The sequence below is a fragment of the Comamonas sp. BIGb0124 genome, from assembly GCF_003752175.1.
In the GTDB taxonomy this organism is placed as follows: domain Bacteria; phylum Pseudomonadota; class Gammaproteobacteria; order Burkholderiales; family Burkholderiaceae_C; genus Comamonas_F.
On sequence record NZ_RJVF01000008.1, the window covers coordinates 459,331 to 480,817 of the forward strand.

At 65.7% G+C, this 21,487-nt stretch carries 19 protein-coding genes; 9 read left to right on the plus strand and 10 right to left on the minus strand.

What is annotated here, in order from left to right; all coding sequences use genetic code 11:
• Positions 1-19: 19 nt before the first annotated feature.
• The gene (locus tag EC845_RS03275) at positions 20-1,246 is read right to left on the minus strand and encodes an SfnB family sulfur acquisition oxidoreductase (protein ID WP_123295770.1); all 1,227 of its coding nucleotides are present in this window, start codon (positions 1,244-1,246) and stop codon (positions 20-22) included.
• 425 nt (positions 1,247-1,671) lie between these two features.
• Between EC845_RS03275 and EC845_RS03280 the strand changes: the two genes are divergently transcribed.
• Positions 1,672-3,273, plus strand: coding sequence for an ABC transporter ATP-binding protein (locus tag EC845_RS03280; RefSeq protein WP_123295771.1), 1,602 nt, complete (start codon positions 1,672-1,674; stop codon positions 3,271-3,273).
• Between the two features lie 82 nt (positions 3,274-3,355).
• Here EC845_RS03280 and EC845_RS03285 read toward each other — a convergent pair whose 3' ends face one another.
• The 7 genes from EC845_RS03285 to EC845_RS22265 form a co-directional block, all read right to left on the minus strand.
• On the minus strand, positions 3,356-4,171 hold the full coding sequence (locus EC845_RS03285) for an SDR family NAD(P)-dependent oxidoreductase (protein WP_370451231.1): 816 nt from the start codon (positions 4,169-4,171) through the stop codon (positions 3,356-3,358).
• Between the two features lie 20 nt (positions 4,172-4,191).
• Positions 4,192-5,394 (minus strand): acyl-CoA dehydrogenase family protein, encoded by a 1,203-nt coding sequence (locus tag EC845_RS03290; RefSeq protein ID WP_123295773.1) that lies wholly within the window; start codon positions 5,392-5,394, stop codon positions 4,192-4,194.
• 30 nt (positions 5,395-5,424) lie between these two features.
• A complete protein-coding gene (locus EC845_RS03295) occupies positions 5,425-6,789 on the minus strand; it encodes an LLM class flavin-dependent oxidoreductase (protein WP_123295774.1) in 1,365 nt (454 codons plus the stop codon).
• Complete coding sequence (locus tag EC845_RS03300; protein ID WP_123295775.1) at positions 6,786-8,135, minus strand: LLM class flavin-dependent oxidoreductase; 1,350 nt, start codon at positions 8,133-8,135, stop codon at positions 6,786-6,788. The genes EC845_RS03295 and EC845_RS03300 overlap by 4 nt, the downstream gene beginning before the upstream one ends.
• Positions 8,136-8,180: 45 nt before the next feature.
• Positions 8,181-9,455 carry an acyl-CoA dehydrogenase family protein gene (locus tag EC845_RS03305; protein WP_123295776.1) on the minus strand — a complete coding sequence of 425 codons (1,275 nt, stop codon included), beginning with the start codon at positions 9,453-9,455 and terminating at the stop codon, positions 8,181-8,183.
• Between the two features lie 104 nt (positions 9,456-9,559).
• The gene (locus EC845_RS03310; protein ID WP_123295777.1) at positions 9,560-11,125 is read right to left on the minus strand and encodes an ABC transporter substrate-binding protein; all 1,566 of its coding nucleotides are present in this window, start codon (positions 11,123-11,125) and stop codon (positions 9,560-9,562) included.
• Positions 11,126-11,263: 138 nt separating this feature from the next.
• Positions 11,264-11,470 carry a hypothetical protein gene (locus EC845_RS22265; protein ID WP_158615599.1) on the minus strand — a complete coding sequence of 69 codons (207 nt, stop codon included), beginning with the start codon at positions 11,468-11,470 and terminating at the stop codon, positions 11,264-11,266.
• Positions 11,471-11,488: 18 nt separating this feature from the next.
• Here EC845_RS22265 and EC845_RS03315 point away from each other — a divergent pair, with 18 nt between their 5' ends.
• The 8 genes from EC845_RS03315 (at position 11,489) to EC845_RS03350 (ending at position 20,239) form a co-directional block, all read left to right on the plus strand.
• A complete protein-coding gene (locus tag EC845_RS03315) occupies positions 11,489-13,093 on the plus strand; it encodes an ABC transporter substrate-binding protein (protein WP_158615600.1) in 1,605 nt (534 codons plus the stop codon).
• Between the two features lie 67 nt (positions 13,094-13,160).
• Positions 13,161-14,147, plus strand: a complete 987-nt coding sequence (locus EC845_RS03320; protein WP_123295779.1) for an ABC transporter permease — start codon at positions 13,161-13,163, stop codon at positions 14,145-14,147.
• Positions 14,144-14,986, plus strand: a complete 843-nt coding sequence (locus tag EC845_RS03325) for an ABC transporter permease (protein WP_123295780.1) — start codon at positions 14,144-14,146, stop codon at positions 14,984-14,986. Before EC845_RS03320 ends, EC845_RS03325 begins: the two co-directional genes overlap by 4 nt.
• Positions 14,987-15,007: 21 nt before the next feature.
• On the plus strand, positions 15,008-16,168 hold the full coding sequence (locus EC845_RS03330; RefSeq protein WP_123295781.1) for a mandelate racemase/muconate lactonizing enzyme family protein: 1,161 nt from the start codon (positions 15,008-15,010) through the stop codon (positions 16,166-16,168).
• Between the two features lie 165 nt (positions 16,169-16,333).
• Positions 16,334-17,461 carry an ABC transporter substrate-binding protein gene (locus EC845_RS03335; RefSeq protein WP_123295782.1) on the plus strand — a complete coding sequence of 376 codons (1,128 nt, stop codon included), beginning with the start codon at positions 16,334-16,336 and terminating at the stop codon, positions 17,459-17,461.
• 104 nt (positions 17,462-17,565) lie between these two features.
• On the plus strand, positions 17,566-18,426 hold the full coding sequence (locus EC845_RS03340; protein ID WP_123295783.1) for an ABC transporter permease: 861 nt from the start codon (positions 17,566-17,568) through the stop codon (positions 18,424-18,426).
• A gap of 65 nt (positions 18,427-18,491) precedes the next feature.
• Positions 18,492-19,259 (plus strand): ABC transporter ATP-binding protein, encoded by a 768-nt coding sequence (locus EC845_RS03345; protein ID WP_123295784.1) that lies wholly within the window; start codon positions 18,492-18,494, stop codon positions 19,257-19,259.
• A 53-nt stretch (positions 19,260-19,312) separates the two neighbouring features.
• A complete protein-coding gene (locus EC845_RS03350) occupies positions 19,313-20,239 on the plus strand; it encodes a hypothetical protein (protein ID WP_123295785.1) in 927 nt (308 codons plus the stop codon).
• Between the two features lie 37 nt (positions 20,240-20,276).
• Here EC845_RS03350 and EC845_RS03355 read toward each other — a convergent pair whose 3' ends face one another.
• On the minus strand, positions 20,277-20,672 hold the full coding sequence (locus EC845_RS03355) for a VOC family protein (RefSeq protein ID WP_123296336.1): 396 nt from the start codon (positions 20,670-20,672) through the stop codon (positions 20,277-20,279).
• 99 nt (positions 20,673-20,771) lie between these two features.
• A complete protein-coding gene (locus EC845_RS03360; protein WP_123296337.1) occupies positions 20,772-21,410 on the minus strand; it encodes a DsbA family protein in 639 nt (212 codons plus the stop codon).
• Positions 21,411-21,487 lie beyond the last annotated feature (77 nt).

Here is a 21,487-nt window from a genome sequence, read left to right on the forward strand (position 1 = left end):
TGCCCGGCCCCGCGTCGGCTCACTCGGCCGCCACACGCGGGCGGTAGGGATGGCCGAATGCCCACGGGTCGGGGATCAGGTCGTTCAGGTGGTATTGCCCCAGCGCGACATACTTCCAGCGCACGCCGTCGTGCAAGGTATGGGTGCGCGCATTCCGCCAGTGCCGATCCAGCGCGTAGCGGTTGAGCGTCGAATGGGTACCCACCAGCTCGAACAGCTTGCTGCCGGCCTCCAGCGAGATCTCGGTGGTCAGGATCTTGGCTTCCGTCACGGCGATCAGCGTCTGTTCGATGAGCGCCTGATCCTGCGCCACCCGGGCCGCATCCGCCGCCTGCGCCGCACGCGTCAGCAAGACTTCGGCCGCGGTGTAATGCAGCTTCAGCTTGCCGATCTCCCGCAAGGTGAGCGTGTCTTCCGTCGCGCTGCGGGCACCGCTGCCGCGTGCCGGGTTGGCATTGGCCTTCAGCATCCGGATCGTATCGGCAATGGCCCGCCGCGCAATGCCCAGGTCGATGGCGGCATGGATGAGCTGCGACACCGAGCTCGTGGTATCCAGTCCCTTGACCTGTGCGGCACTCGGGAACGCGTACAGCGCATCGACCGGCACATCGTCGAAAACGACGGTGCCGCTGGCCGTGGTGCGCTGGCCAAAGCTGTCCCAGTCGTCGATGACCTCGATCCCTGCGGACTCGCGCGGCGCAAACACCACCCACCCCTGGCCCCGTTCGTCGACCGCCGAGACCGGAATCCACTGCGCAAACAAGGCGCCCGTGGAATACACCTTGCGGCCCGTGATGCGGTAGCCCCGGCCCGCCGGATCGGGCCGGATGGCCGTGGCGTGTTCGTTGGGCCGCTTGTCGCCCGGCTCGGCCGTGGCATTGCCCAGACGGTCACCGGCCAGAAAGCGGGGGTAGAAAAAAGCCTGTTGCTCGGCGGTGCCATGCAATCTGAGCCGTTCCATCACTGCAAAGTGATTCTGCGGAATCTGGGCCAAGGCCGGATCGGCGTCGGCCAGCTCGATGAACACCTCGACCAGCGTCTTCACGCTCACGTCGGCGCCCCCATGGGCTCGGGGAACCGTGATGCCCGCCAACCCCGCTGCGGAAAATCGGTCGAGCAGCGACCAGGGCAGCACCCGGTTCGCGTCGCGTTCGGCCGCGCCTTCGCGCGCTTCTTCGGCCAGCAGGCGGGCGGCATCCACCGCCTCGCGGTCGCCGCGGATCACGGCATGTTGTGTTGCAGTCATATCGCAAGGTAGAGAGGAAGGAACGTCCGCGTCCGGCCGCCTGCGCTCGGCACAAGGCACACGACGGACGCGATGAAACGTTTTATTGTCCGCCGCCAGGGTCTTGCGCGGGGGGCCCGGCCTATGCGGGATTCAAGTTAGCTCATGCGGATCTTGCTGCCGACACGCGCCTCGCCCGATCTCGGGCCCATCGCCACCGGCGCCCGGCGATCGGCAACACAAATCGATGATGCAAATCAGCAATCGTCATTTGCGCCGGGCCCATGGCTTCCGTAAATTGATGGGCTGCGTCGCTTTGCCCATGCAAATGCATGCCGCGCGCCGCATGTGCCGAGCGCCGACGAAGCCACTCCTTCGACGGGGCCTCGAAGCCCTGCCGCGACGCACCGCCCCTTACCGATCTCCGTCCAGGAACCGCATCCCCCATGAACCTGCTCGATGTCAAAGACCTGAACATCCGCTTCGACGACAAGGAAGTCGTCAAGGACATCTCGTTCTCCGTCGCCCACCGGGAAAAAGTGGCTCTTGTCGGCGAGTCGGGTTCCGGGAAAAGCGTCAGCGCCATGAGCCTGATGCGACTGCTGCCGGGCTCTGTCGTCGGCGGCTCGGCCCACTACGACGGCAAGGATCTGCTGGCCCTGTCCGAGAACGAGGTGCGGGACCTTTGCTCAACGGAGCTGGCCATGATTTTCCAGGAGCCGATGACGGCGTTGAATCCACTCTACACGGTCGGCCATCAGATCGCCGAAGTCTATCGACTCAGAAAAGGGCTGGACAGCCGCTCGGCCTGGCGGCTGGCCGTCGAACGCCTGGCTGAAACCGGCATTCCCGAGCCGGCCCGGCGCGCGCACAGCTACCCCCATCAGCTCTCGGGCGGTCAGCGCCAGCGCGCCATGATCGCCATGGCCCTGGCCGGAGAGCCCAAGCTGCTGCTGGCGGACGAACCGACGACTGCACTCGATGTCACGCTCAGGCTGCAGATCCTGGATCTGCTCGCCGCGCTGCAGCGGAAGAACGGTCTCTCGGTCCTGCTCATCACCCACGACCTGCAATTGGTCCGCCGGTTTGCGGACCGTGTCGTGGTGATGCAGCATGGCCGGATCGTCGAACAGGGCAACACCGAAGACATCTTCCGGTCGCCCCGACATCCCTACACACGCCAATTGCTCAACAGCCGGCCCGACCGCAACGTGGACGACGGCGACAAGGCTTTCGCGGCCCAGCCCCTGCGTCTGGAATGCAACAACTTGCACGTGAGTTACGCGGTGGCGGGTCAGGGTATCGCCAGTTGGTTCAAGTCCCGCCGCTTCACCGCCGTCCGGGGCGCCGATTTCACGCTGCGCCCCGGACGCACGCTGGGCGTCATCGGAGAATCCGGATCGGGCAAGACCACGCTGGCATCGGCCATACTGGGACTGGTACGCCATGACGGGGAACTCACCGTCGAAGGCACCTCGTGGAACCAGGCCCGGCGAGAATCGGGAGCAGCCCGCAAACGCCTGCGCCGCAAAGTGCAGGCCGTGTTCCAGGATCCCTACTCGTCGCTCTCGCCCCGCATGTCGGTGGCCGACATCGTCGGCGAAGGCCTGCAGTTCCATCATCCCCACCTCTCCAGCCAGACCCGGCGCGAGCGCATCAACGCCATACTCGAGGAAGTCGGCCTCACGGACGCGCAGTTCCCCGGTCTGCTGCGGCGGTACCCGCATGAGTTCTCCGGCGGGCAGCGCCAGCGCATCGCCATCGCCAGGGCGCTCATCGTCGAGCCCGACATCCTGGTTCTCGACGAACCGACGAGCGCGCTGGACGTCACCATCCAGAAACAGGTCATCACGCTGCTGCAACGGCTGCAGCGCGAGCATGGCCTGAGCTACCTGATCATCACGCACGACGTCGCAGTGGTCGCGGCCATGGCGCACGACATCATGGTGATGAAGGACGGCGACGTGGTCGAGGCCGGCCCGGCGGATCAGGTACTCGGCTCGCCCCGGCATCCCTACACCCGGGCCCTGGTGAAGGCGGCGGCCTGACAAGAACCTAGAACCCCGGGGCCAGCGCATTCGGCAGCCGGCGCGGCGGCTTTCACACCGCCCTCCGGCCTGCCGCGCACCGTCAGACGATAGGCCGGTGCCCGCCGTCGACCGAGACCATGGAACCCACCACATAACTGGCCTGCCGGCTGGCCAGAAACACGACCACGCCGGCGACCTCGTCGGGACGGCCAAAGCGGCGCAACGGCAGTTCGTTGCTCAGCCGGGCCAGCGCAGCCTCTTCGTCGATGCCCAGCCGCTGCGCTTCCGTCTCCACCGAGTTCTGCAGGCGGTCGGTCAACGTGTAGCCCGGGTTCACCACATTCAGGCGAATGCCGTGGCGCGCGTAATGCTGTGACAGCCCGAGTGTCGAATTCATCAGCGCCGCATTGGCCGCCCCGCCGGCCACGTGGGTCGACAAGGGCAGCCGGCCGCCCGTTCCGATGATGTTGACGACCACGCCCACATCGCTGTCCGGCGAAACGCTGCCGTCGTAGCCGAGGTCGCATGCACGCGGCATCCAGCGCCGCAACACGGCATCCTGCGTGTGGATATAGGTAAAGAACTTGGCGTCCAGACCCTCTCGCCATGCGGCCGCATCCAGCGTCTCGGGCGCACGCTTCCGTGCCGCTCCGGCACTGTTGACCAGCACGTCGACCGGCCCCAGTCGGGCTTCGATGAAAGCCACTGCCTGTTCGGCCTGATCGGCCACCCGCAAGTCCGCGGCAACCACGGCGACCTCGCCGCCGAGCGAACGAAGCGTGGCCTGCGCCGCATCGAGAGCCTCTGCGCTGCGGGCAACCAGGCCCACACGTGCGCCCTCGGCCACAAAGGCCCGCGCCACGGCCAAGCCGATGCCCTTGCTCGCACCGGTGACGATCACCGTTTTTCCACTCAATCCCAAATCCATTCCGGGCCTCAAATCTTGGTGTTGATCGGCGGCAGATTGCCGTTGAGGTAGAAGTCTCCCACGGCCCTGGCCTTGTACGAGACCGGATCGTGCGTGGTGTGCGTCCTCGCATTGCGCCAGTGGCGATCGAGGTTGAGGCCTCTGGATGTCGCCGACGCGCCGCCGATCCGGAACAGCATTTCGCTCACGCGGATCGAGGCCTCGGTCGTCGCGTACTTGGCCTCGGCCACGGCAATCGAGGCCTCGCCCAGCAGCCGGTTGGCATCGGCGTCGCCTGCCAGGCTGGCCGCAAGGGCCTGCTCGAGCAGCGCGGCACCCCGCCCCAGCAGCGCTTCGGCCCCATGGGCCGCGATGGCCATCTCGCCGATGGTGTGCAGCACATAGGGATCCTGCGTGGCACTCGACACACCGCTCTCGCGCAACACACGGGCCTGCTCGCGGCCATAGGCACCGGCATCCGCCAGGGCGGCCAGGGCGATGCCGGCATCGATCGCCGAATGCATCAATTGCGCAAAGGCCCCTTCATGCGTGCGCCGCTGGCCAAACGCCGGAATGCGCAACACCTCGTGTTCGTGTACGAGGACATCGTCGTAGATCGTCGTGCCGCTGGCCGTGGTGCGCTGGCCCATGCCGTCCCAGTCGTCGAGCACCGAGACGCCCTCGCGGTTGCGCGGTACAAACACCGCGGCCCGGCCACCCTGCTCGTGCGCCGCCGTCACCAGGATCAGTTCCGAGTAGATGCTACCGGTGCTGTAGTACTTGCGGCCTTTCAGGCGCCACTCGCTGCCGGCGCGGTACAGCGTGGTCGTCACATCGCCGATGAAATTGCCGCCCTGCTCGGCCGCCGCATTCCCCATCAGCACACCGTCGAGGGCCAGACCGAAGTAGTGCAGCTTCTGCTCGTGGGTGCCGTAGATCCGCAGCTTCTCCAGGTTCGCAAACTGGGGGGCGACGGCCTGGGCGATATTGGGATCGGCCTGCGCGAGGATCACCAGAATGCGGGCAAACTTCGGCAAGTCGATTTCCGCACCGCCATAAGCCGCAGGCACGCGCGCGGCGAGCAGACCGCTGGCCTTGATCCGCTCCAGCTCCGCGAGCGGCGGCACTCGGTCGCGGTCACGTGCCGCTGCACCGACGCGAAAATCTGTCGCCAGTTCGCGGGCAATGGCCTCGTAGTCACGCGCCGAAGTCAATGATTGGATCGATCCCATATCTGTTTCCTGCAAAGTCTCGAGTCGCCGTCACACGGCAGACGCGTGCGCCGCAAAACGGCTGGCGGGTTGGCGCAAGCCCATCAGCTCGCGCACCGTACGGCCTTCATAGCGGGTGCGGAAAAGCCCGCGCCGCTGCAGCTCGGGCACGACCCGGTCGACGAACTCGCCCAAGCCCTGAGGCAACCAGCCCGGCATGATGTTGAAGCCGTCTGCCGCCCCCTGTTCGAACCACGCCTGCATGAAATCGGCGATGTCGGACGCCGTGCCGATCACGACCGGGTGCCCGCGTGCCACGGCCACCTGCAGATACAGGTCGCGTATCGTCAGGCCGTCGCGGCGCGCGACATGGGCCAGCAACGCGGCACGGCTCGTCGCCCCTTGCGCCTCGGGCAGTTCGGGGAACAGCGCATCGGGCGGATAGGCCGATAGATCGACCCCGCCCAGGTGATGTTCGAGCTGCGCCAGCCCGACTTCCGGATGCACGAGCGACTGGAGGTAGTCGAACTTCTCCTGAGCCTCGCTGCGACTGGCCCCCACGACCGGGAACAGCCCTGGCAGCACCCGCAGGTCGTCTGCACGGCGTCCATGGTCTTGCGCCAAGCCCTTGATTCTCCGGATGAATGCCTGCGCGTCGCCCAGCGTCGTCTGGGCGGTGTAGATCACTTCGCCATGACGCGCGCCGAACGAGATGCCCGCGTCGGACGAGCCCGCCTGGACCAGCAGCGGCCGGCCCTGCGGGGTCCGGGTCACGTTCAGCGGTCCACGGACCTGGAAGTGCTCGCCGCGGTGCTCCAGCGCATGCAGCGACTGCGGATGGAAGTAGCGACCCGACTGCTGATCGGCCACGACCGCGTCGTCGTCCCAGCTGTCCCACAGACCGGTCACGACCTCCACGAACTCGTCGGCGCGCTGATAGCGCTTGGCGGCCGGCGGAATCGGAGCGGAGCCGAAATTCTCCGCCTCCGTGCTGCTGGACGAGGTCACGATGTTCCAGCCGGCACGCCCGCCGCTCAGGTGGTCGAGAGACGCGAACTTGCGCGCCACATGGAAGGGCTCGTTGAACGTCGTCGAAGCCGTGGCCACCAGCCCGATATGGCGCGTGGCCGTGCTCAAGGCCGACAGCAAGGTCAACGGCTCGAAATGCGCTTTCGGGCTGCGGCCCAGGCGTTCGGCCGAGCGATCGCGAATCGCCAGCCCATCGGCCAGAAAGAAGAGATCGAACAGCCCGCGCTCGGCCTCGGCCGCAACCGCACGGTAGTGGTCGAGCGACATCGGCGCATGAGGCGCCACATCCCGATGACGCCAGGCAGCCAGATGCCGGCCTGTCGTCTCGACAAAAACGCCCAGGTGCATGCCGCGCCGTGGCACGGCGCCCGGCTTGCCGCCGCTCATGCGCGCTCCTGCCCGGCGGCATGCCGGTTGGCCGGCCGGCGAAGCCCGAGATTCTCGCGCAGCGTGGCCCCTTCGTACGCGGTGCGGAACAGGCCGCGCCGCTGCAGAACCGGCACCACATGGTCGATGAACTCGAAGAGCCCGCCCGGCAACCACGGTGCCATGATGTTGAATCCGTCGGCCCCGCCTTGCTCGAAGCGTTCCTGCAACTGGTCGGCGATCTGTTCGGCCGTGCCGAAGATGGCCCAGTGCCCTCGGGTTCCGGTGACATGCCAGTACAGCTGCCGCACCGTCAGGTTTTCCCTGCGGGCAAAATCGATCAGCAGCTTCTGCCGGCTCTGGTTGCCTTGGGTCAACGGCAGATCGGGCACGGGCCCGTCCAGCGGATACGACGACAGATCGAATCCACCCAGATGACGAGCCAGAATGGGCCAGCCGATCTCGGGATGGACCAGCTCCTGCAGTTGCTGGAATTTTTCCTTTGCATGCGCTTCGGACTCCCCCACCACCGGGAACACGCCCGGCATGATCTTCAGATCGTCGGGATGCCGTCCATATCCCTGCATCTGCGACTTCACGCTGCGGTAGAAGGCCTGCGCCTCTTCGAGCGAGCGCTGCGCGGTGAAGATCACCTCGGCCGTTTCTGCCGCCAATTGCTGGCCATCCGCAGACGAACCGGCCTGAACGACGACCGGATAGCCCTGCGGCGGCCGCGCAATGTTGAGCGGGCCACGCACCTTGAAGAACTCGCCCTGATGCGCCAGCACATGCAGGCGGCCGGGATCGAAGAACAGCCCCGACTCCTTGTCCTGCAGCAGCGCGTCGTCCTCCCAGCTGTCCCACAGTCCCGTCACCACGTCGACGAACTCGCGCGCACGGCGGTAACGCAGTCCATGCTCGATCACCTGATCCAGATTGAAGTTGCGTGCCTCGCCCTGCGTCCACGACGTCACCACATTCCAGCCCGCGCGTCCGTGGCTGATGTGATCGAGCGACGCAAACTTGCGGGCCACGTTGAAAGGTTCGTTGTAGCTCGTCGAAGCCGTCGCCACCAGCCCGATGCGCCGGGTATTCACCGCCAGCGCCGACAGCAGCGTCAGCGGCTCGAACGTCACAGTGCGGGTCGTGCGCCCGATGTGTTCGTCTTCCTCGTATTGGAAGGTCATCTGGTCCCCGAGGAAGACCATGTCGAACTTCGCTTGCTCGGCACGCTGCGCCAACTGGGCATAGTGTTCGAAGTTCATGCCCGCGCCCTCGGGCGCACTGGGCAGCCGCCACGCCGCGATGTGGTGGCCCGCGTCCTGGATGAAGGCACCGAGCCGGATTTTCTTGGGGGTCGTTGTCATGATGCGCAGTGTGTGAAAGGCTCGGACGACCCGGCACGCGGCCGGTCAGTCGTACATCGTGATGGGCGGCGGCACCTGGTTGAGGTAGTAGGTGCCGACCACCCGGTAACGGTGGTTGATGGGATCGTGCGTCGTGTGCGTGCGGGCGTTTCGCCAATGGCGGTCGAAGTTGTGCTGCCCCAGCGTCGCCGACGAGCCGCCGACGTCGAAGATCAGCTCCCCGGCCCGCAACGCCGCGCCGTTGCAGACGATCTTGGCTTCGGCCGTGGCGATCGAAGCATCGACGAGGGCCTGCTCCAGCGCCTCGCCGGTCGTGCCGTCGTGCCAGGCCGCCACGGCCTCGTCGACAGAGGCCGCGGCCCGCAGCAGCACCGCTTCGGCGGCGTGTGCATGGGCGATGATGTTGCCGATGATGTGTTGTACATACGGGTCGTCGACCGACCGCTGCACACCCGAATCGGGCCTTGGCCTGGCGCCCCGGTGGGCCCAGGCGATCGCATCGTCCAGCACCGCCAGCGCGATGCCCACCTCGATCGTCGAATGCAGCATCTGCGTCGCGGCAGGCTGGTAATTGCGCTTCTTGCGTTCGGCGCTGCTGTAGAACATCACCTCGTCCTCGCGCACCCGCACGTTCTCGAAATCGGTGGTGCCGCTGGCCGTCAGCCGCTGCCCCATGCCGTCCCAGTCGTTGTGCTGCACGATGCCGGCCCGGGTCCTCGGCACCATCACGGAAACCGTATCGCCGCTATCGTCCTTTGCCGTCACGCGCAGCCGATCGGCCATCAGGCCGCCCGTGCTGTAGAACTTGCGTCCGTTGAGACGAAGGCCATCGGGCGTGGCCTGCAGGCGGGTGGTCATGTCCGTCGCGAACTGGCCACCCAGTTCGCCGGTCGCACCGCTGATCAGGTCACCCTGCAGCAAGCCCGCGAAATAGCGTTCCCGCTGTGCACTCGAGCCGGTCAGCCGAATGCGTTCGACCGACGTGAAATGCGGGATCAGCACCTGCGCGACGCTCGGATCGCCCTTGGCCAGCCAGATCATGGCCCGCGCAATGCTCGAGAACGGCAGATCCGGCCCGCCGAATGCCTTGGGCACCCGTGCCGCCGTGATACCGGCTTGCCGCACCCAATCGAGTTCGGCATGCGGCAAGGTGCGGGCCTGATCCCGGGCCGAGGCCCCTGCGCCCAGCAGCGGCGACAGGCGGCGTGCCGCCGCGATCAGATCCTGTCCGGAGAATCCGGCATGTGCGATGGGCGAGGTGTATCGGCCCGTGCGCGATTCGGCGTCCTCGGTCGACAAAGAAACGGTGGCAGTAGTCATGAGTCAGGCAGCGGCGCAGTCGAGAGACCGGCGCGTAAAGAACATTGGGGCATGAGCCGCACCGCCTCTCCAAGGCCGATGCGCACCCATCGGACGATCGGAAATCAGGGCTCGAGCCAGGCCGTATGGAAACCCGAATGCACGCCCGTCGGCGAGAAATCCAGCCCCCTGAGCTTGCGGTTGTAGGCCGTGAAGAAAGGGGCCTGCATGACCGGCAGCATCGGCAGGTCCTTGAGGGCCTGGCGCTGGAACTGGTGGAAAGTCTCCACGCGCTTCTGCGGCACGGCCTCCCGCTGGTAGCTTTCGATGATGCGGTCGGTGGCCTCGCTCGCGTAGGCGAACGCATTGGCGTAAGGCACGCCCGGCTGCTGGGCCTTCGACGAATAGACCCGCGTCAGCCCCATCTGGGGATCGACCATGATGCCGAAGCCCTGGAAAATGATGTCGAAATCATAGTCCGTGTAGACCTTCTTCAGGAAGGTCGCATTGTCGAGCGGGATGTAGACCACCTCGATGCCGACCTTGGCAAACTCCTGGCGCAGGAACTCGCCCGCGAACACAAAACGCTCCGAGGTCGGGTCGGTGTACAGGCGGATCTGGAATCGCTGCCCGTTCGCCTTGGCCGGGTAACCGGCTTCGTCGAGCAGCTTCTTGGCGGCATTCGCATTCAGCTCGTAACGCGGAATGTCGCGGGTATAGAACGCCGTCAGCGACTCCGGGATCACGCTGTATTCGGGCTTGCTCAAGCCATACCAGACCGTGTCGATCAGCCGTTGCCGGTCGACCAGATGCGCAATCGCCTGGCGCACCTTCACATTCGACAGGATCGGCGAGCGGAAATTGAAACCGAGGAAATACGTCTGCGCGGCATACGAGTAGCCGCGGCTGTCGAAACGCAGATCGGGATTCTTCTTGAGTCGCTCGACATCCGAGAACGGCACGCCCGAGTAAGGCACATATTGAACTTCGCCCGATTCGAGCGCCGCACCACGCCCGGCTTCGTCCGGAATGAAGCGGTAGATGATGCGATCGAGGTAAGGCTTGCCCGAGTCCCAGTAATCCGGATTGCGCTCGAGCTCGACGAACTGACCCTTGGTCCAGCTCTTGAAGCGAAACGGCCCGGTCCCGATGGGCCGGTTGTTGAGCGGGTTCGTGCGCACATCCGTATCCTTGTACAGATGGGCCGGCAACACCTGCGACTCGGCGGCATCCAGCGCATTCAGGATCACCTGCGAGGGCGACTCCAGCCTGAAGATGGCCGTATGGGCATCCGGCATCTCGACATCGATCAGCGTGGCAAAAGTCGAGCGGCCACGCGAATGCAGTTTTTTCCAGACCTCGAGCGCGGAGTACTTCACATCGGCCGACGTGAAGGGCTTGCCGTCATGCCATTTCACGCCCTGGCGCAGCTTGAAGGTGATGCTCTTGCCGTCCGGCGAAACCGTCCAAGACTCTGCCAGCCGGGGCTGGGGACGGTAGGCATCGTCGTAGTACACCAGCCCGTCGAAGATGCTGGCCGACACCGCGCGGTTCGCATACTGATTGTTGTAGGTCGAGGTCAGCGAATTCGGCTCTGGATTGATCGCCGCATAGAGGGTCCCGCCTCGCCGGATCTGTTCCTGAGCAAAAACCACATCGGGCGCACCCACCAGCAAACCGGCGCTGGCCATTGCCAAGGCCAGCTTTCGGCGATTCAACGAGATTGCCACTCTATTTTCACTCCAAAAATAAATTTTCGACCCCTTGGGCCAATGAGCGGCAAATGCTAGAGGGCATCCGGATTTATCCTAACTGCGCATAACGTCTATTCAAATCTGCTTTTCATTCGAGTGAATTCCAAATGAACTAAGGCGTAAATCGATCAACGGGATGAATGCGAAGCGGACTAGCATGCGGCCTCTTTCCGTGTCCTCCGCGACTGGCCGCCGGCCGAGGTCTTGTTCAACGACGCCCATGCAGCGTGGCATGCGCACCGACGCATGAACAACGACATCGATTGCGGTGAATTCAGCCACGCATTCAAACCTCACGCCATGACTTCCTCCATCGCCAGGCGAACGCTTGCCCGGATCTTCGCGTCGGCATTCCTCGTGGCAGTGAGCCTGCCCGGTTCCGCCCAGCCGGCCAGCCCCGCGCCCACACCCGGCGGCTCCCTCGTGGCCAGTCTGTTTCCCGAACCGACTTCGCTCATCAACGTCGTTCACAACCTGTACGCCAACTCGGTCGTCGCATCGCAGGTGTTCGATGGCCTGGTTTCGTACGATGCAAAGGGTGAACCGATCCCCGCGCTGGCCACCTCGTGGGCTTACTCGGACGAAGGCCGGACCCTCACCTTCAAGCTGCGCCAGGGCGTGAAATGGCATGACGGCAAGCCCTTCACGTCGGCCGATGTGAAGTACTCGGCGCTCGAAGCCTGGAAAAAACGCCACTCGCGCGGACGCTCCACCTTCGCCAACCTGCAGGATGTCGAGACACCCGACGCCTACACAGCCGTCTTCCGTTTTTCTCTCGCTTCTCCCGTGGTACTGCAGTCGCTGGGCTCGGCAGAATCGATCGTGCTGCCGGCCCATCTCTACGACGGCACGGAGATCGCCCAGAACCCGTACAACAACAAGCCCATCGGAACCGGCCCCTTCCGTTTTGTCGCCTGGAAACGGGGCGAGGTCATCGAACTGGCGCGGAACGCGTCATACTGGCAGCCCGGCAAGCCGTATCTCGACAAACTGTTTTTCAGGTACATCGGGGACGAAGGCACACGGGCCGCCGCACTCGAGGCCGGCGAGGTTCTCTACGCGCCCTACGACCCCATCCCCTACAGCGATGTCGAACGCCTGCGCCGAATCCCCCACCTGAAGGTCGAAACACGGGGCTACGACTGGAAGTCGCAGATCCAGGTGCTCGAGTTCAACCTGCGCAACCCCTTGCTTGCCGATGTCCGTGTCCGCCAGGCCATCGCCCATGCCCTCGACCGCCAGGGCCTCGTCGACACCGTGGTCAGCGGTTTCGGCAAGGTGGCCACGGGCCCCATCCCCAGCGTGGCCCGGTACTACTCGACCGATGTCGCCCGTTATCCGCTCGACCTCGCCCGCGCCAATGCCCTGCTCGACCAGGCAGGACATCCCCGCGGCAAGGACGGCGTGCGGTTCCGGCTGCGCATCGACCAGCAGGCTTTCCCGGTCTACCTCGCTTCGTCCGAATACATCCGCCAGAACCTGGCAAGAGTGGGCATCGAATTGACGGTGGTCGCTCGCGACAATCCGTCCTTCATCAAGGCGATTTACGGCGAATACGACTTCGACCTCAACAACCTGATCATCTCCGCCTTCATCGAGCCGCAACTCGGCATTACACGGCTGCTGTGGTCCGAGCGTGCGGCAAAAGGGGTTCCGTACGTGATCGCCTCGGGTTACCGCAACGAACGCGTGGACACGCTCATCGCCTCGGTGCAGGCCGAACTCGATCCCGCCAAGCGCCGGAAGGCATTCCTCGAAGTGCAGCAGATCGTGCAGAAGGAGCTGCCCCTGGTTCCGCTGTACGAGCTGGTCCATGTCAGCGTCTACAACCAGCGGGTCCAGGGCCTCAACACCCACCCCGACGGCGCGGACACGGCACTCACGGACGTCTGGCTCTCGCAGTGATCCCCGCCGCCTCCATCCAAGACCGACCGCAGCCCGTTTCCACCTCTCACCGAATCCGCAATCACCCATGGGTAACCGACTGAGCTACATCGCGTGGCGGCTGGCGCAAGTCATCCCCACTGCACTCATCATCGTCCTGCTGGCCTTCGGCCTGCTGCAACTGGCGCCCGGCGATGCCGTCGACGTGGTGGCAGGAGAATCCGGCGGCGCCACGCCCGAGTACATGGAAGAGATGCGCTCGCTCTACGGCCTCGACGTGCCGCGCTGGCAGCAGTTCGCGAACTACGTCGGCGCCCTGGCCCGTTTCGACCTCGGCTACTCGTTCCGCGAGAACATGCCCGTCTCCGAGCTGCTCATGACGCGCCTGCCGGCGACCCTGCTGCTTTCGCTGGCCGCCATCGTCTTTGCGCTGGTCGTGGGCGTCCTTCTGGGCGTGCTGGCTGCGCGCTACCGGGGATCCGCGCTCGACGGCGCCATTGCCGTCGTCTCCACCATCGGTTTCGCCACACCGCTGTTCTGGATCGGCCTGATCATGATCGTGATCTTCTCCATCCACCTGCGCTGGCTGCCGGTTGCAGGCATGGGCACCGTGGGGGCCGACCATGCCAACTGGTTCGCGTACGCACGCGATCTGGGCCGGCACCTGCTCATGCCCGCCTTTTCGCTCAGCCTGTTTTTCCTGTCGATGTACGTGCGCATCACCCGCTCGGCCATCCTCGAGGTCTACGGACTGGACTTCGTCAGGACGGCAAGGGCCAAGGGCCTGCGCGAATGGCGTCTGATCTTTTCGCACATCCTGCGCAACGCGGCATTGCCCATCGTCACCATCACCGGGCTGGAGCTCGGCGGCCTGCTCAGCGGTGCCGTCGTCATCGAGACCGTGTTCGGCTGGCCCGGCATCGGCCGCCTGGCCTATGACGCAGTTTTTTCCCGCGACCTCAACCTGCTGCTCGGCATCTTCCTGTGCAGCTCCTTTCTGGTCGTCCTCATGAACCTGATCGTCGACCTGCTCTACGTCGTGCTCGACCCTCGCATCGGAAGCCGCCAACGATGAAACACGCCGGTCTACGCCAACGCCTGGCCCGATCGCACGCCACACGCTTCGGCCTGTTGCTGCTGATCCTCGTCGTCGCCTGCGCACTTTCCGCTTCGTTCTGGTTTCCCTCCGACCCGCGCAACATGGTCGGCCCGCCCACCCTGTGGCCCGGCACACGGGCCCAGTTTCCCCTCGGCACCGACATGATGGGCCGCGATATCGCCGCAGCGCTCATGCACGGCGCACAGGTCTCGCTGCTCATCGGCGTGAGCGCGACAGCCCTCGCAGTGCTGCTCGGCGTGCTCATCGGCGTCGTTGCCGGCTACTTCGGGAGCTCGTGGCTCGACGACGTGCTGATGCGCGTGACCGAGGTCTTCCTGACCATGCCGCGCCTGCTGTTCACCATCGCCCTGGTCATGGTCCTCGGCCCTTCCACCTTCAGCATCGCACTGGCGCTGGGGGCCACCTCATGGCCGCAGATCGCCCGTCTCGTCAGGGCCGAAGCCATGCGGGTGCGCGAACTCGAGTTCGTGCGCGCCGCGACCACCCTCGGCTTCGGCCATGTGCGCATCATCCTGCGCCATGTCCTGCCCAACAGCGTCGCGCCGGTGATGGTCGCGTCCTCGGTCCTGGTGGCGCAGGTGATCCTGTCCGAAGCCTCGCTCTCGTTCCTCGGACTGGGCGATCCCAGCGTGATGTCCTGGGGCAGCATGGTCGGCGCCGGCCGCTCGGTACTGCGGACCGCCTGGTACATGACGGCACTGCCCGGGCTGGCCATCTTCGTCACGGTCATGAGTTTCATGCTGATCGGCAACGGACTCAACGACGTGTTCAATCCGCGCCTTCTGCGCAAATAGCCCCTACGGGCCCGAGTACCCATGACGACATCCGCCTTGCCGACCGTGCCCCTTTCCCACACCGCCGGCAAGGTCCGGTCGGTCGAGGTCTTTCCTTTGCGTATCGCGCTGAGCACGCCGCTGCACATCGCCGTGGGTCCACGCCGCGAATCGGTCGATGTACTCGTCGTCCGCGTCACCACGGAAGAAGGCGTCGTCGGCCTGGGCGAGACGCAGGCATGGCGCCGGCAGGCCAGCGCGGAGACGCTCTCGGGCCTTGTCGAAGCCATTCAATCCCATCTGGCACCTCGCCTCCTCGGCCGCTCCGCGTTCGACATCGCCGCCATCTCGGCCAGCCTGGACGATGCGCTGCACGGCAGGCTCTACGCCAAGGGCCCGCTGCTCGACGCCCTGCTCGACATCCAGGGGCATCTGCTGAATCTGCCGGTGTACGCCTTGCTGGGCGGCCGGGCCCGCGCCGATATTCCCGTCTGTTGCGTGCTGACTCTGCGGGACGATCCGGCCCGGACCGTGGAAGAAGCCCTGCGCTTCAAGCAGCGCGGATTCACCACCTACACGGTGAAGGTCGGCAAGAACGTGAGGCAAGACGTACACAACGTCGCCGCGGTCCGCGAAGCGCTCGGCGACGACGCCAGCCTGTATGTCGATGCCAATGGCGGCTTGAACTTCGACGATGCCCTGCGCCTGCTGCACGAGCTCGCCCCCTACCGCATCGACGGTGCCGAGCAACCCCTTGCCCATTGGGATCTCGACGGTGCGGCCGCACTGGCTGCACGCAGTCCGGTAGCCCTGCTGCTCGACGAATCCATCGGCAGCACCCACGACCTGTTCGGCGCCACCCAACGGCGTGCGGCCACCGGCGTGCAGACCAAAACGGCCAAGAACGGCGGCGCCTGGCACATCCGCCAGCTCTGGACCCTCGCCAGCGCTGCCGGCTGGCGCATCCGCCCCGGCAATCATCCCAGTACCAGCCTGGCCACGCTGTCGGTGGCCCACCTTGCCACGGCGTGGGGCGGTCCATTGCTCGAAGGCCCTTTCGCGGGCGGCATCGACGGCGAACTGGCGGGCGATGTCGTCACCCAGCCGGTCCGGCTCCAGGGCAACCGGCTCGCGCTGGACGACCGACCCGGCTGGGGCGTCGAGCTCGACCCCGACGCCCTCGAACGCTGGCGCATCGCATGACCGTTGCCGCCGGGTGGGCCCCATCGCTCGGCATTCGACATAAACAACGCAGAAATCCTTCTTGGACGCTGCGCCGTCGAGATCGGAACATGCATGGCGACGGGACTGCGCGACCGCAGCTTCCATGTCCCATTCATCCCACCTCGACACCTGGAACCCCACACCATGAGCGACTACCTCTCCTTGCCGTCCCGCCTGCGCAATACCGTACTCGGCATCGGCTTGGCAGCCAGTCTGGGGCTGGCAGGCTACGGACTGTCCGTCTCCGAGGCGCATGCCGCACCGGCTGCCGTTCCCGCGCATCCCGCTCTCCAGACCATCCGTCTGCAACTCAATCCCATGACGGCCGTCGCCCATGAGACCGGCATCCTGAAAGAAGAATACGACAAGGTCGGCATCCACCAGATCGTGCTCGTCGCTCCCGGTTCCGCGCAGCTCAGCGGTGCCGAAGCGGCCTTGCTCAACAACGGCGGCGTGGCCATCGCCCAGCGCATGATCTACCCGGCCGTGGTTCATGCCGCACGCGGCCTCGATGCCGTCATCGTCTGGGAATCGCAGCCCTCGGACGGCAACCGCACCCCCATCCTTGCGCGTGCCGACAACAAGGAAGTCAATTCCATCGCCGATCTGGACGGCAAGAAGTTCGGCAGCAGCCGTGTCAGCTGCTACTGGACGGCGCCGTTCGAGACCTTGACCAAGGCCGGCCTGCCGCTCGACAGCCGCACCCAGCAAGGCCGCATCCGCTACCAGTCCATCGATCAAGGCAATGCCGCCGTCGCTGCGCTGCTGAGCGGCGCCATCGACGCCACCGCCATGCATCTGGGCACTTCGAGCGCGGCCGCCCTCTACACCAAGGGGCAGGTCAAGGTCGTGGGCCGCACCCCCACCCAGGGCGTCTACGAACGCGGCGCCGGCCGGGTCTCGTACTTCGCCATGCGCGATTTCGCGGACCGTTACCCGCAGGCCGTCCAGGCCTTCCTGATCGCTCAGGAACGCGCCAAGCAGTGGGTCCAGGATCACCCGGACGAAGCCGCCAAGATCGTCGCCAAGGCCACCCGCGTGCCCGAGGATGTCGCCAAGTTCCAGATCACCGACGCCTCGCAGTTCTTCTTCATGGAAGGCGAACGCGACGCCAACAACACCCGGGTGACCATCAAGGAATTCCAGGATTGGTATGTGGCCAACGGCGACGATATCCTGACCGACCATCGCCTTTCGGATGACCGCATCCACGCCCTGGTCGACGAACGTTTCTTCGGCAACGGCGCCTACTCGCCCTACCGCACCCGCTGAGACACGGCACACACGCCGCTCTCCCGACCTCTTCGACCGCGCCCGTCCGCCACGCTCGTCGCGAGCCCGGCGCGGTTTCCGTCGCCCCTCTACTCCGTCCACGCATGAGCACGCCCCCTTCCTCCCTGTCACCCGGTGCAGCCCTCCAGGCTGCGGCAGCCGTCTCGCCTCCTGCAGGCGATACCGCGGCCACGGCACCTCGTTCGGCACAACCCGTGCGCTGGCTCGGCCTGGTGCTGCCGCTGGTCATCCTGGCGGCCTGGCAGGCTGCCAGCCATTACGCCTGGGTTCCTCCGGTCTTCCTGCCCTCGCCCGCCGCCACCGCCCAATCCTTCGTCAACCTGCTGACCGAAGACGCCTTCGCACACGACTTCCTCGAGAGCATCGGCATCGTCAGCCAATCCTTCGTCTACGGTGCCGTGGCAGCGCTGGTGCTGGGCGTGGCCGCGGGCCTGTCGCGCAAGGTCGAGCAATTCCTCGGGCCGACCTTCGACAGCATCCGCCACATCCCCGGCATCGCCTGGTTGCCGCTCATCATCCTGTGGCTGGGCATCGGCGCGCCGGCCAAGATTCTGGTGATTGCCAAATCGGTGTTCTTCCCGGTGTTTCTCAACACCCTGCAAGGCATCCGCAACGTCGACAGGCAATACATCGAACTCGGCGACGTGCTGCAGCTCAACCGCTGGCAGCTGTTCCGCAAGGTGCTGTTTCCTTCGGCCCTGCCCAACATCATGGTCAGCCTGCGCTACGGCGCGGGTCTCGCATGGGCACTGGTCGTGGTGGCCGAGGGCATCGCCGGCCAGGTCGGCATCGGTTTCCTGATCTTCCGGGCCCAGGCTCTGCTGCTGACCGACCAGTTGCTGGTCTGCATGGTCACCATCGGCCTGGTGGGTTTCGCCATCGACCGCCTGATGTTCCTGGTGCAGAAACGCGCCCTCAAATGGAAGCAGGGCTTCGAGGGTTGATCCCGACCCCACCGACCGCACACCCTCGCTTTCCACGCCTTGCCCCACATCGACTCATCTGCACCATGACCCGACAGTCCCACTCCCTGGTCGTCTCGCACGTCAGCAAAACCTATCCCGGCCGCCGCCAACCCGTGCTGCACGATGTCAGCCTGGCCGTCGAGCCTGGCGAATTCGTCAGCATCCTGGGGCCCAGCGGCTGCGGCAAATCCACCTTGCTGCGCTTGCTGATCGGCCTCGACCGCGACCACTCGGGCGAGATCCACGTCGGCCCGGACAAGATCACCGGCACCTCGCTGGACCGCGGCATCGTGTTCCAGGACCACCGGCTGCTGCCCTGGCTGACCTTGGCCGGCAACATCGAACTGGCCCTGCTGAATGTGGGCTGGCCCGCGGCACGCAAGCAGTCGGCCGTCCGCCACAACCTCGAACTGGTGGGACTGGCCGGCTATGAAAACGCCTATCCGCACCAGCTCTCGGGCGGCATGGCGCAACGCGGAGCCATCGCACGCGGACTGGCCACCGAGCCCAGCATCCTGCTGCTCGACGAACCGCTGGGTGCGCTCGATGCACTCACCCGCATCAAGCTCCAGCACGAACTGCTGCGCATCTGGCAGGCCCGGCAGGTCACCACGGTGCTGGTCACGCACGACATCGAAGAAGCCATTTTCCTCAGCAGCCGGATCTTCGTCATGCAGGCCTCGCCCGGCCGCATCGCCCGCGAAATCACGGTCGACCTGCCCCATCCCCGCGACCGCACATCCAGCCATTTCGCCGCCCTGCGCCGCGATGTGATCGAAGCCATGGGCGGCGAGGTGGCGCTGGCTGCGTAAACGCCGGCCCGCAGTTCGCCCCCACCCACGGCGCATTCCGCCAAGACAGCCCCATGGCCGAAAACCCGCAACACCTGCCCTCCCGCCACGCCCCGCCGAACACGCCCAGGCCGCGCTACGCGTACGGCGTGGTGCTGTCGCTCCTGTCTGCCGGACTGCTGTGGTGGCTGACAGGCGCGTATGCAGCCACCGGTGCGCGGCAGAATCCGGAAGTGCTGCCCGAAGCCGGTCCGCTGATCCAGCACATCCGCGAGCAGGGCCATATCACCGTCGGCGTCCGGGCCTACCGGCGTCCGTCACCCGATCCCGAGGCCCGGCCCGAACCCGACGAATACGACCTGGCGCTGGCCCGAGCCTTGGCGCACCGCCTGCAGGTCGAACTCCGGACCGTGCCGCAGGCCCCCGATTCCGATGGCCTCATCGCCGTCGACGTCGACCCGGTCGATCTGTTGCTCGGCCTGGCAGGCGACGACGGCACAGGCAGCATGGTGGTCCGCAGCGCCGCGTCTTCGGCATTGCCGCGCGGCGATGTGGTGGTGCTCGCACGCCCCGCGCAGCAGAGCCTGTCGCCCAAGCTCGCACTGGCGGGCCGAACCGTGTGTGCCGCGCAGGGCAGCCCTTATGCCTTGCCCGCGACACAGGCCTACGACGTGCAGATCAAATGGTTGCCGTCCACCATCGCCGCTCTGTCGGCCTTCTCGGCCTTCGAATGCGATGGCCTGCTGGCCGACGCCGATCTGCTGGACCGTCTGCAATCGGCACCCGACTGGGCCTATTACCGCAGGCTGCCGACGGCACTTCGCCCGGCATTCGCCGACCAGGCCACGCTGCATTCGGGGGATGCGCGCGATGCGCAGGCCGTGCAAACACTACTGGCCGAATGGTCGGCCTCCGACGACGGGCAGGCGCATCGCCAGCAACGCCTGAGCCTGCAGGCCTTCGAAGCCACTCAGTTGCAGCCGGGCTCCTACTGCCACTGACTGCCTGCCGGCGCATGCCGCGCCCTGCAAGACCGGTCTAGCGCACCGGCTCTGAAATCTCGATCAGGTTCAAGTCCGGATCTCGCACGTAAACCGAGCGGATCTTGCCTGTGGCGCCCGTGCGCATCACCGGCCCTTCGACGATCGGAACGCCCTGAGCCTTCAGCCGCTCCACCACCGCGTCCAGCGGAATGGATGCGATGAAACACAGATCCAGCGCTCCGGGCACCGGCGTATGGGCCTTGGGTTCGAACTCACGCCCCTTGACATGCAGATTGATTTTCTGCGAGCCGAAGGTGAACGCCTTGCGATCGACCGGCGGCGTGCCGCCGACGAACGATTCCAAACGCATGCCCAGTGCCTGGGTGTAGAAACGGATGCACTCGGCCTCGTGCGCCGTCGTCAGCACCAAGTGGTCCAGATGGTCGATCATGTCTGCATACTCCTCGAGCCGGCGCGCCTGCACGTGCAGGCGCATAGAGCCAGGGCGTACTGTATCCCGTGCGGCCAGACGCCGCGGGGCATGCGCCGCTCAAGCCGGCTGCAACTGCAGCGCCAGACTGCCGGGTTCGGCATAGGCCCGGGCCAGATCCAGCATCCAGCGTTTCTCGCCCGATTCGGCGATCAACGTCGGCACGCCGCGCGCATGGAAGCTGTACATCCACGCGCGCGCCTGGTCGATGCGGGCACGCGCGGCATTCAGCAGATCCGCGTCGGCCTGCGCCAGCCGGGCTGCGGCCTCGTCCAAGCTCAGCGCGCCCAGCAACGCCGACAGCGTTTCGATCGAGGTCACATCCCGGCCATCCACGTAACGCGCATGCTGGACGGCCGCGAGGGCATCCAGCTCTCTGCCCGGCGCGGTCAACGACACCGCCGTCAGCGCCAGCGTCGCCGCACCGCTGTCGAAGCGTTGCTGCCGGTCGTCCAGCACCAGGCGACGGTAATCCTCGGTGAAGCGCTGTCCGGTCAGGCGTTCGATGCGTTGGTCGTTCGACCACGCATAGGCCGCGAACCCGTCGTCCATCGGCCTCCCGCCCTCGCCGGAAAAAAGCCCCGTCGGCAGCGGCACGATGTTCACGCCCGGCGTATCGCGCAAGCCGGAAATCGCCGGCGCGGCACCGTAGCACCAGCCACACAAGGGATCGAACAGGTAATAGAGAGTCGTGTCCATGAGCATCTTTGTTGGATGTCCCGATATTAGGCACTGTCGATTGAATTGCAAATACAGACATGACAAACACAATGTCT

Excerpts from the sequence above, each read along its gene's own strand:
- EC845_RS03275 (WP_123295770.1), bottom strand. The coding sequence starts at position 1,246 with ATGACTGCAACACAACATGCCGTGATCCGCGGCGACCGCGAGGCGGTG.
- EC845_RS03280 (WP_123295771.1), top strand. The coding sequence starts at position 1,672 with ATGAACCTGCTCGATGTCAAAGACCTGAACATCCGCTTCGACGACAAG.
- EC845_RS03290 (WP_123295773.1), bottom strand. The coding sequence starts at position 5,394 with ATGGGATCGATCCAATCATTGACTTCGGCGCGTGACTACGAGGCCATT.
- EC845_RS03295 (WP_123295774.1), bottom strand. The coding sequence starts at position 6,789 with ATGAGCGGCGGCAAGCCGGGCGCCGTGCCACGGCGCGGCATGCACCTG.
- EC845_RS03300 (WP_123295775.1), bottom strand. The coding sequence starts at position 8,135 with ATGACAACGACCCCCAAGAAAATCCGGCTCGGTGCCTTCATCCAGGAC.
- EC845_RS03305 (WP_123295776.1), bottom strand. The coding sequence starts at position 9,455 with ATGACTACTGCCACCGTTTCTTTGTCGACCGAGGACGCCGAATCGCGC.
- EC845_RS03310 (WP_123295777.1), bottom strand. The coding sequence starts at position 11,125 with ATGGCCAGCGCCGGTTTGCTGGTGGGTGCGCCCGATGTGGTTTTTGCT.
- EC845_RS03315 (WP_158615600.1), top strand. The coding sequence starts at position 11,489 with ATGACTTCCTCCATCGCCAGGCGAACGCTTGCCCGGATCTTCGCGTCG.
- EC845_RS03320 (WP_123295779.1), top strand. The coding sequence starts at position 13,161 with ATGGGTAACCGACTGAGCTACATCGCGTGGCGGCTGGCGCAAGTCATC.
- EC845_RS03325 (WP_123295780.1), top strand. The coding sequence starts at position 14,144 with ATGAAACACGCCGGTCTACGCCAACGCCTGGCCCGATCGCACGCCACA.
- EC845_RS03330 (WP_123295781.1), top strand. The coding sequence starts at position 15,008 with ATGACGACATCCGCCTTGCCGACCGTGCCCCTTTCCCACACCGCCGGC.
- EC845_RS03335 (WP_123295782.1), top strand. The coding sequence starts at position 16,334 with ATGAGCGACTACCTCTCCTTGCCGTCCCGCCTGCGCAATACCGTACTC.
- EC845_RS03340 (WP_123295783.1), top strand. The coding sequence starts at position 17,566 with ATGAGCACGCCCCCTTCCTCCCTGTCACCCGGTGCAGCCCTCCAGGCT.
- EC845_RS03345 (WP_123295784.1), top strand. The coding sequence starts at position 18,492 with ATGACCCGACAGTCCCACTCCCTGGTCGTCTCGCACGTCAGCAAAACC.
- EC845_RS03350 (WP_123295785.1), top strand. The coding sequence starts at position 19,313 with ATGGCCGAAAACCCGCAACACCTGCCCTCCCGCCACGCCCCGCCGAAC.
- EC845_RS03355 (WP_123296336.1), bottom strand. The coding sequence starts at position 20,672 with ATGATCGACCATCTGGACCACTTGGTGCTGACGACGGCGCACGAGGCC.
- EC845_RS03360 (WP_123296337.1), bottom strand. The coding sequence starts at position 21,410 with ATGGACACGACTCTCTATTACCTGTTCGATCCCTTGTGTGGCTGGTGC.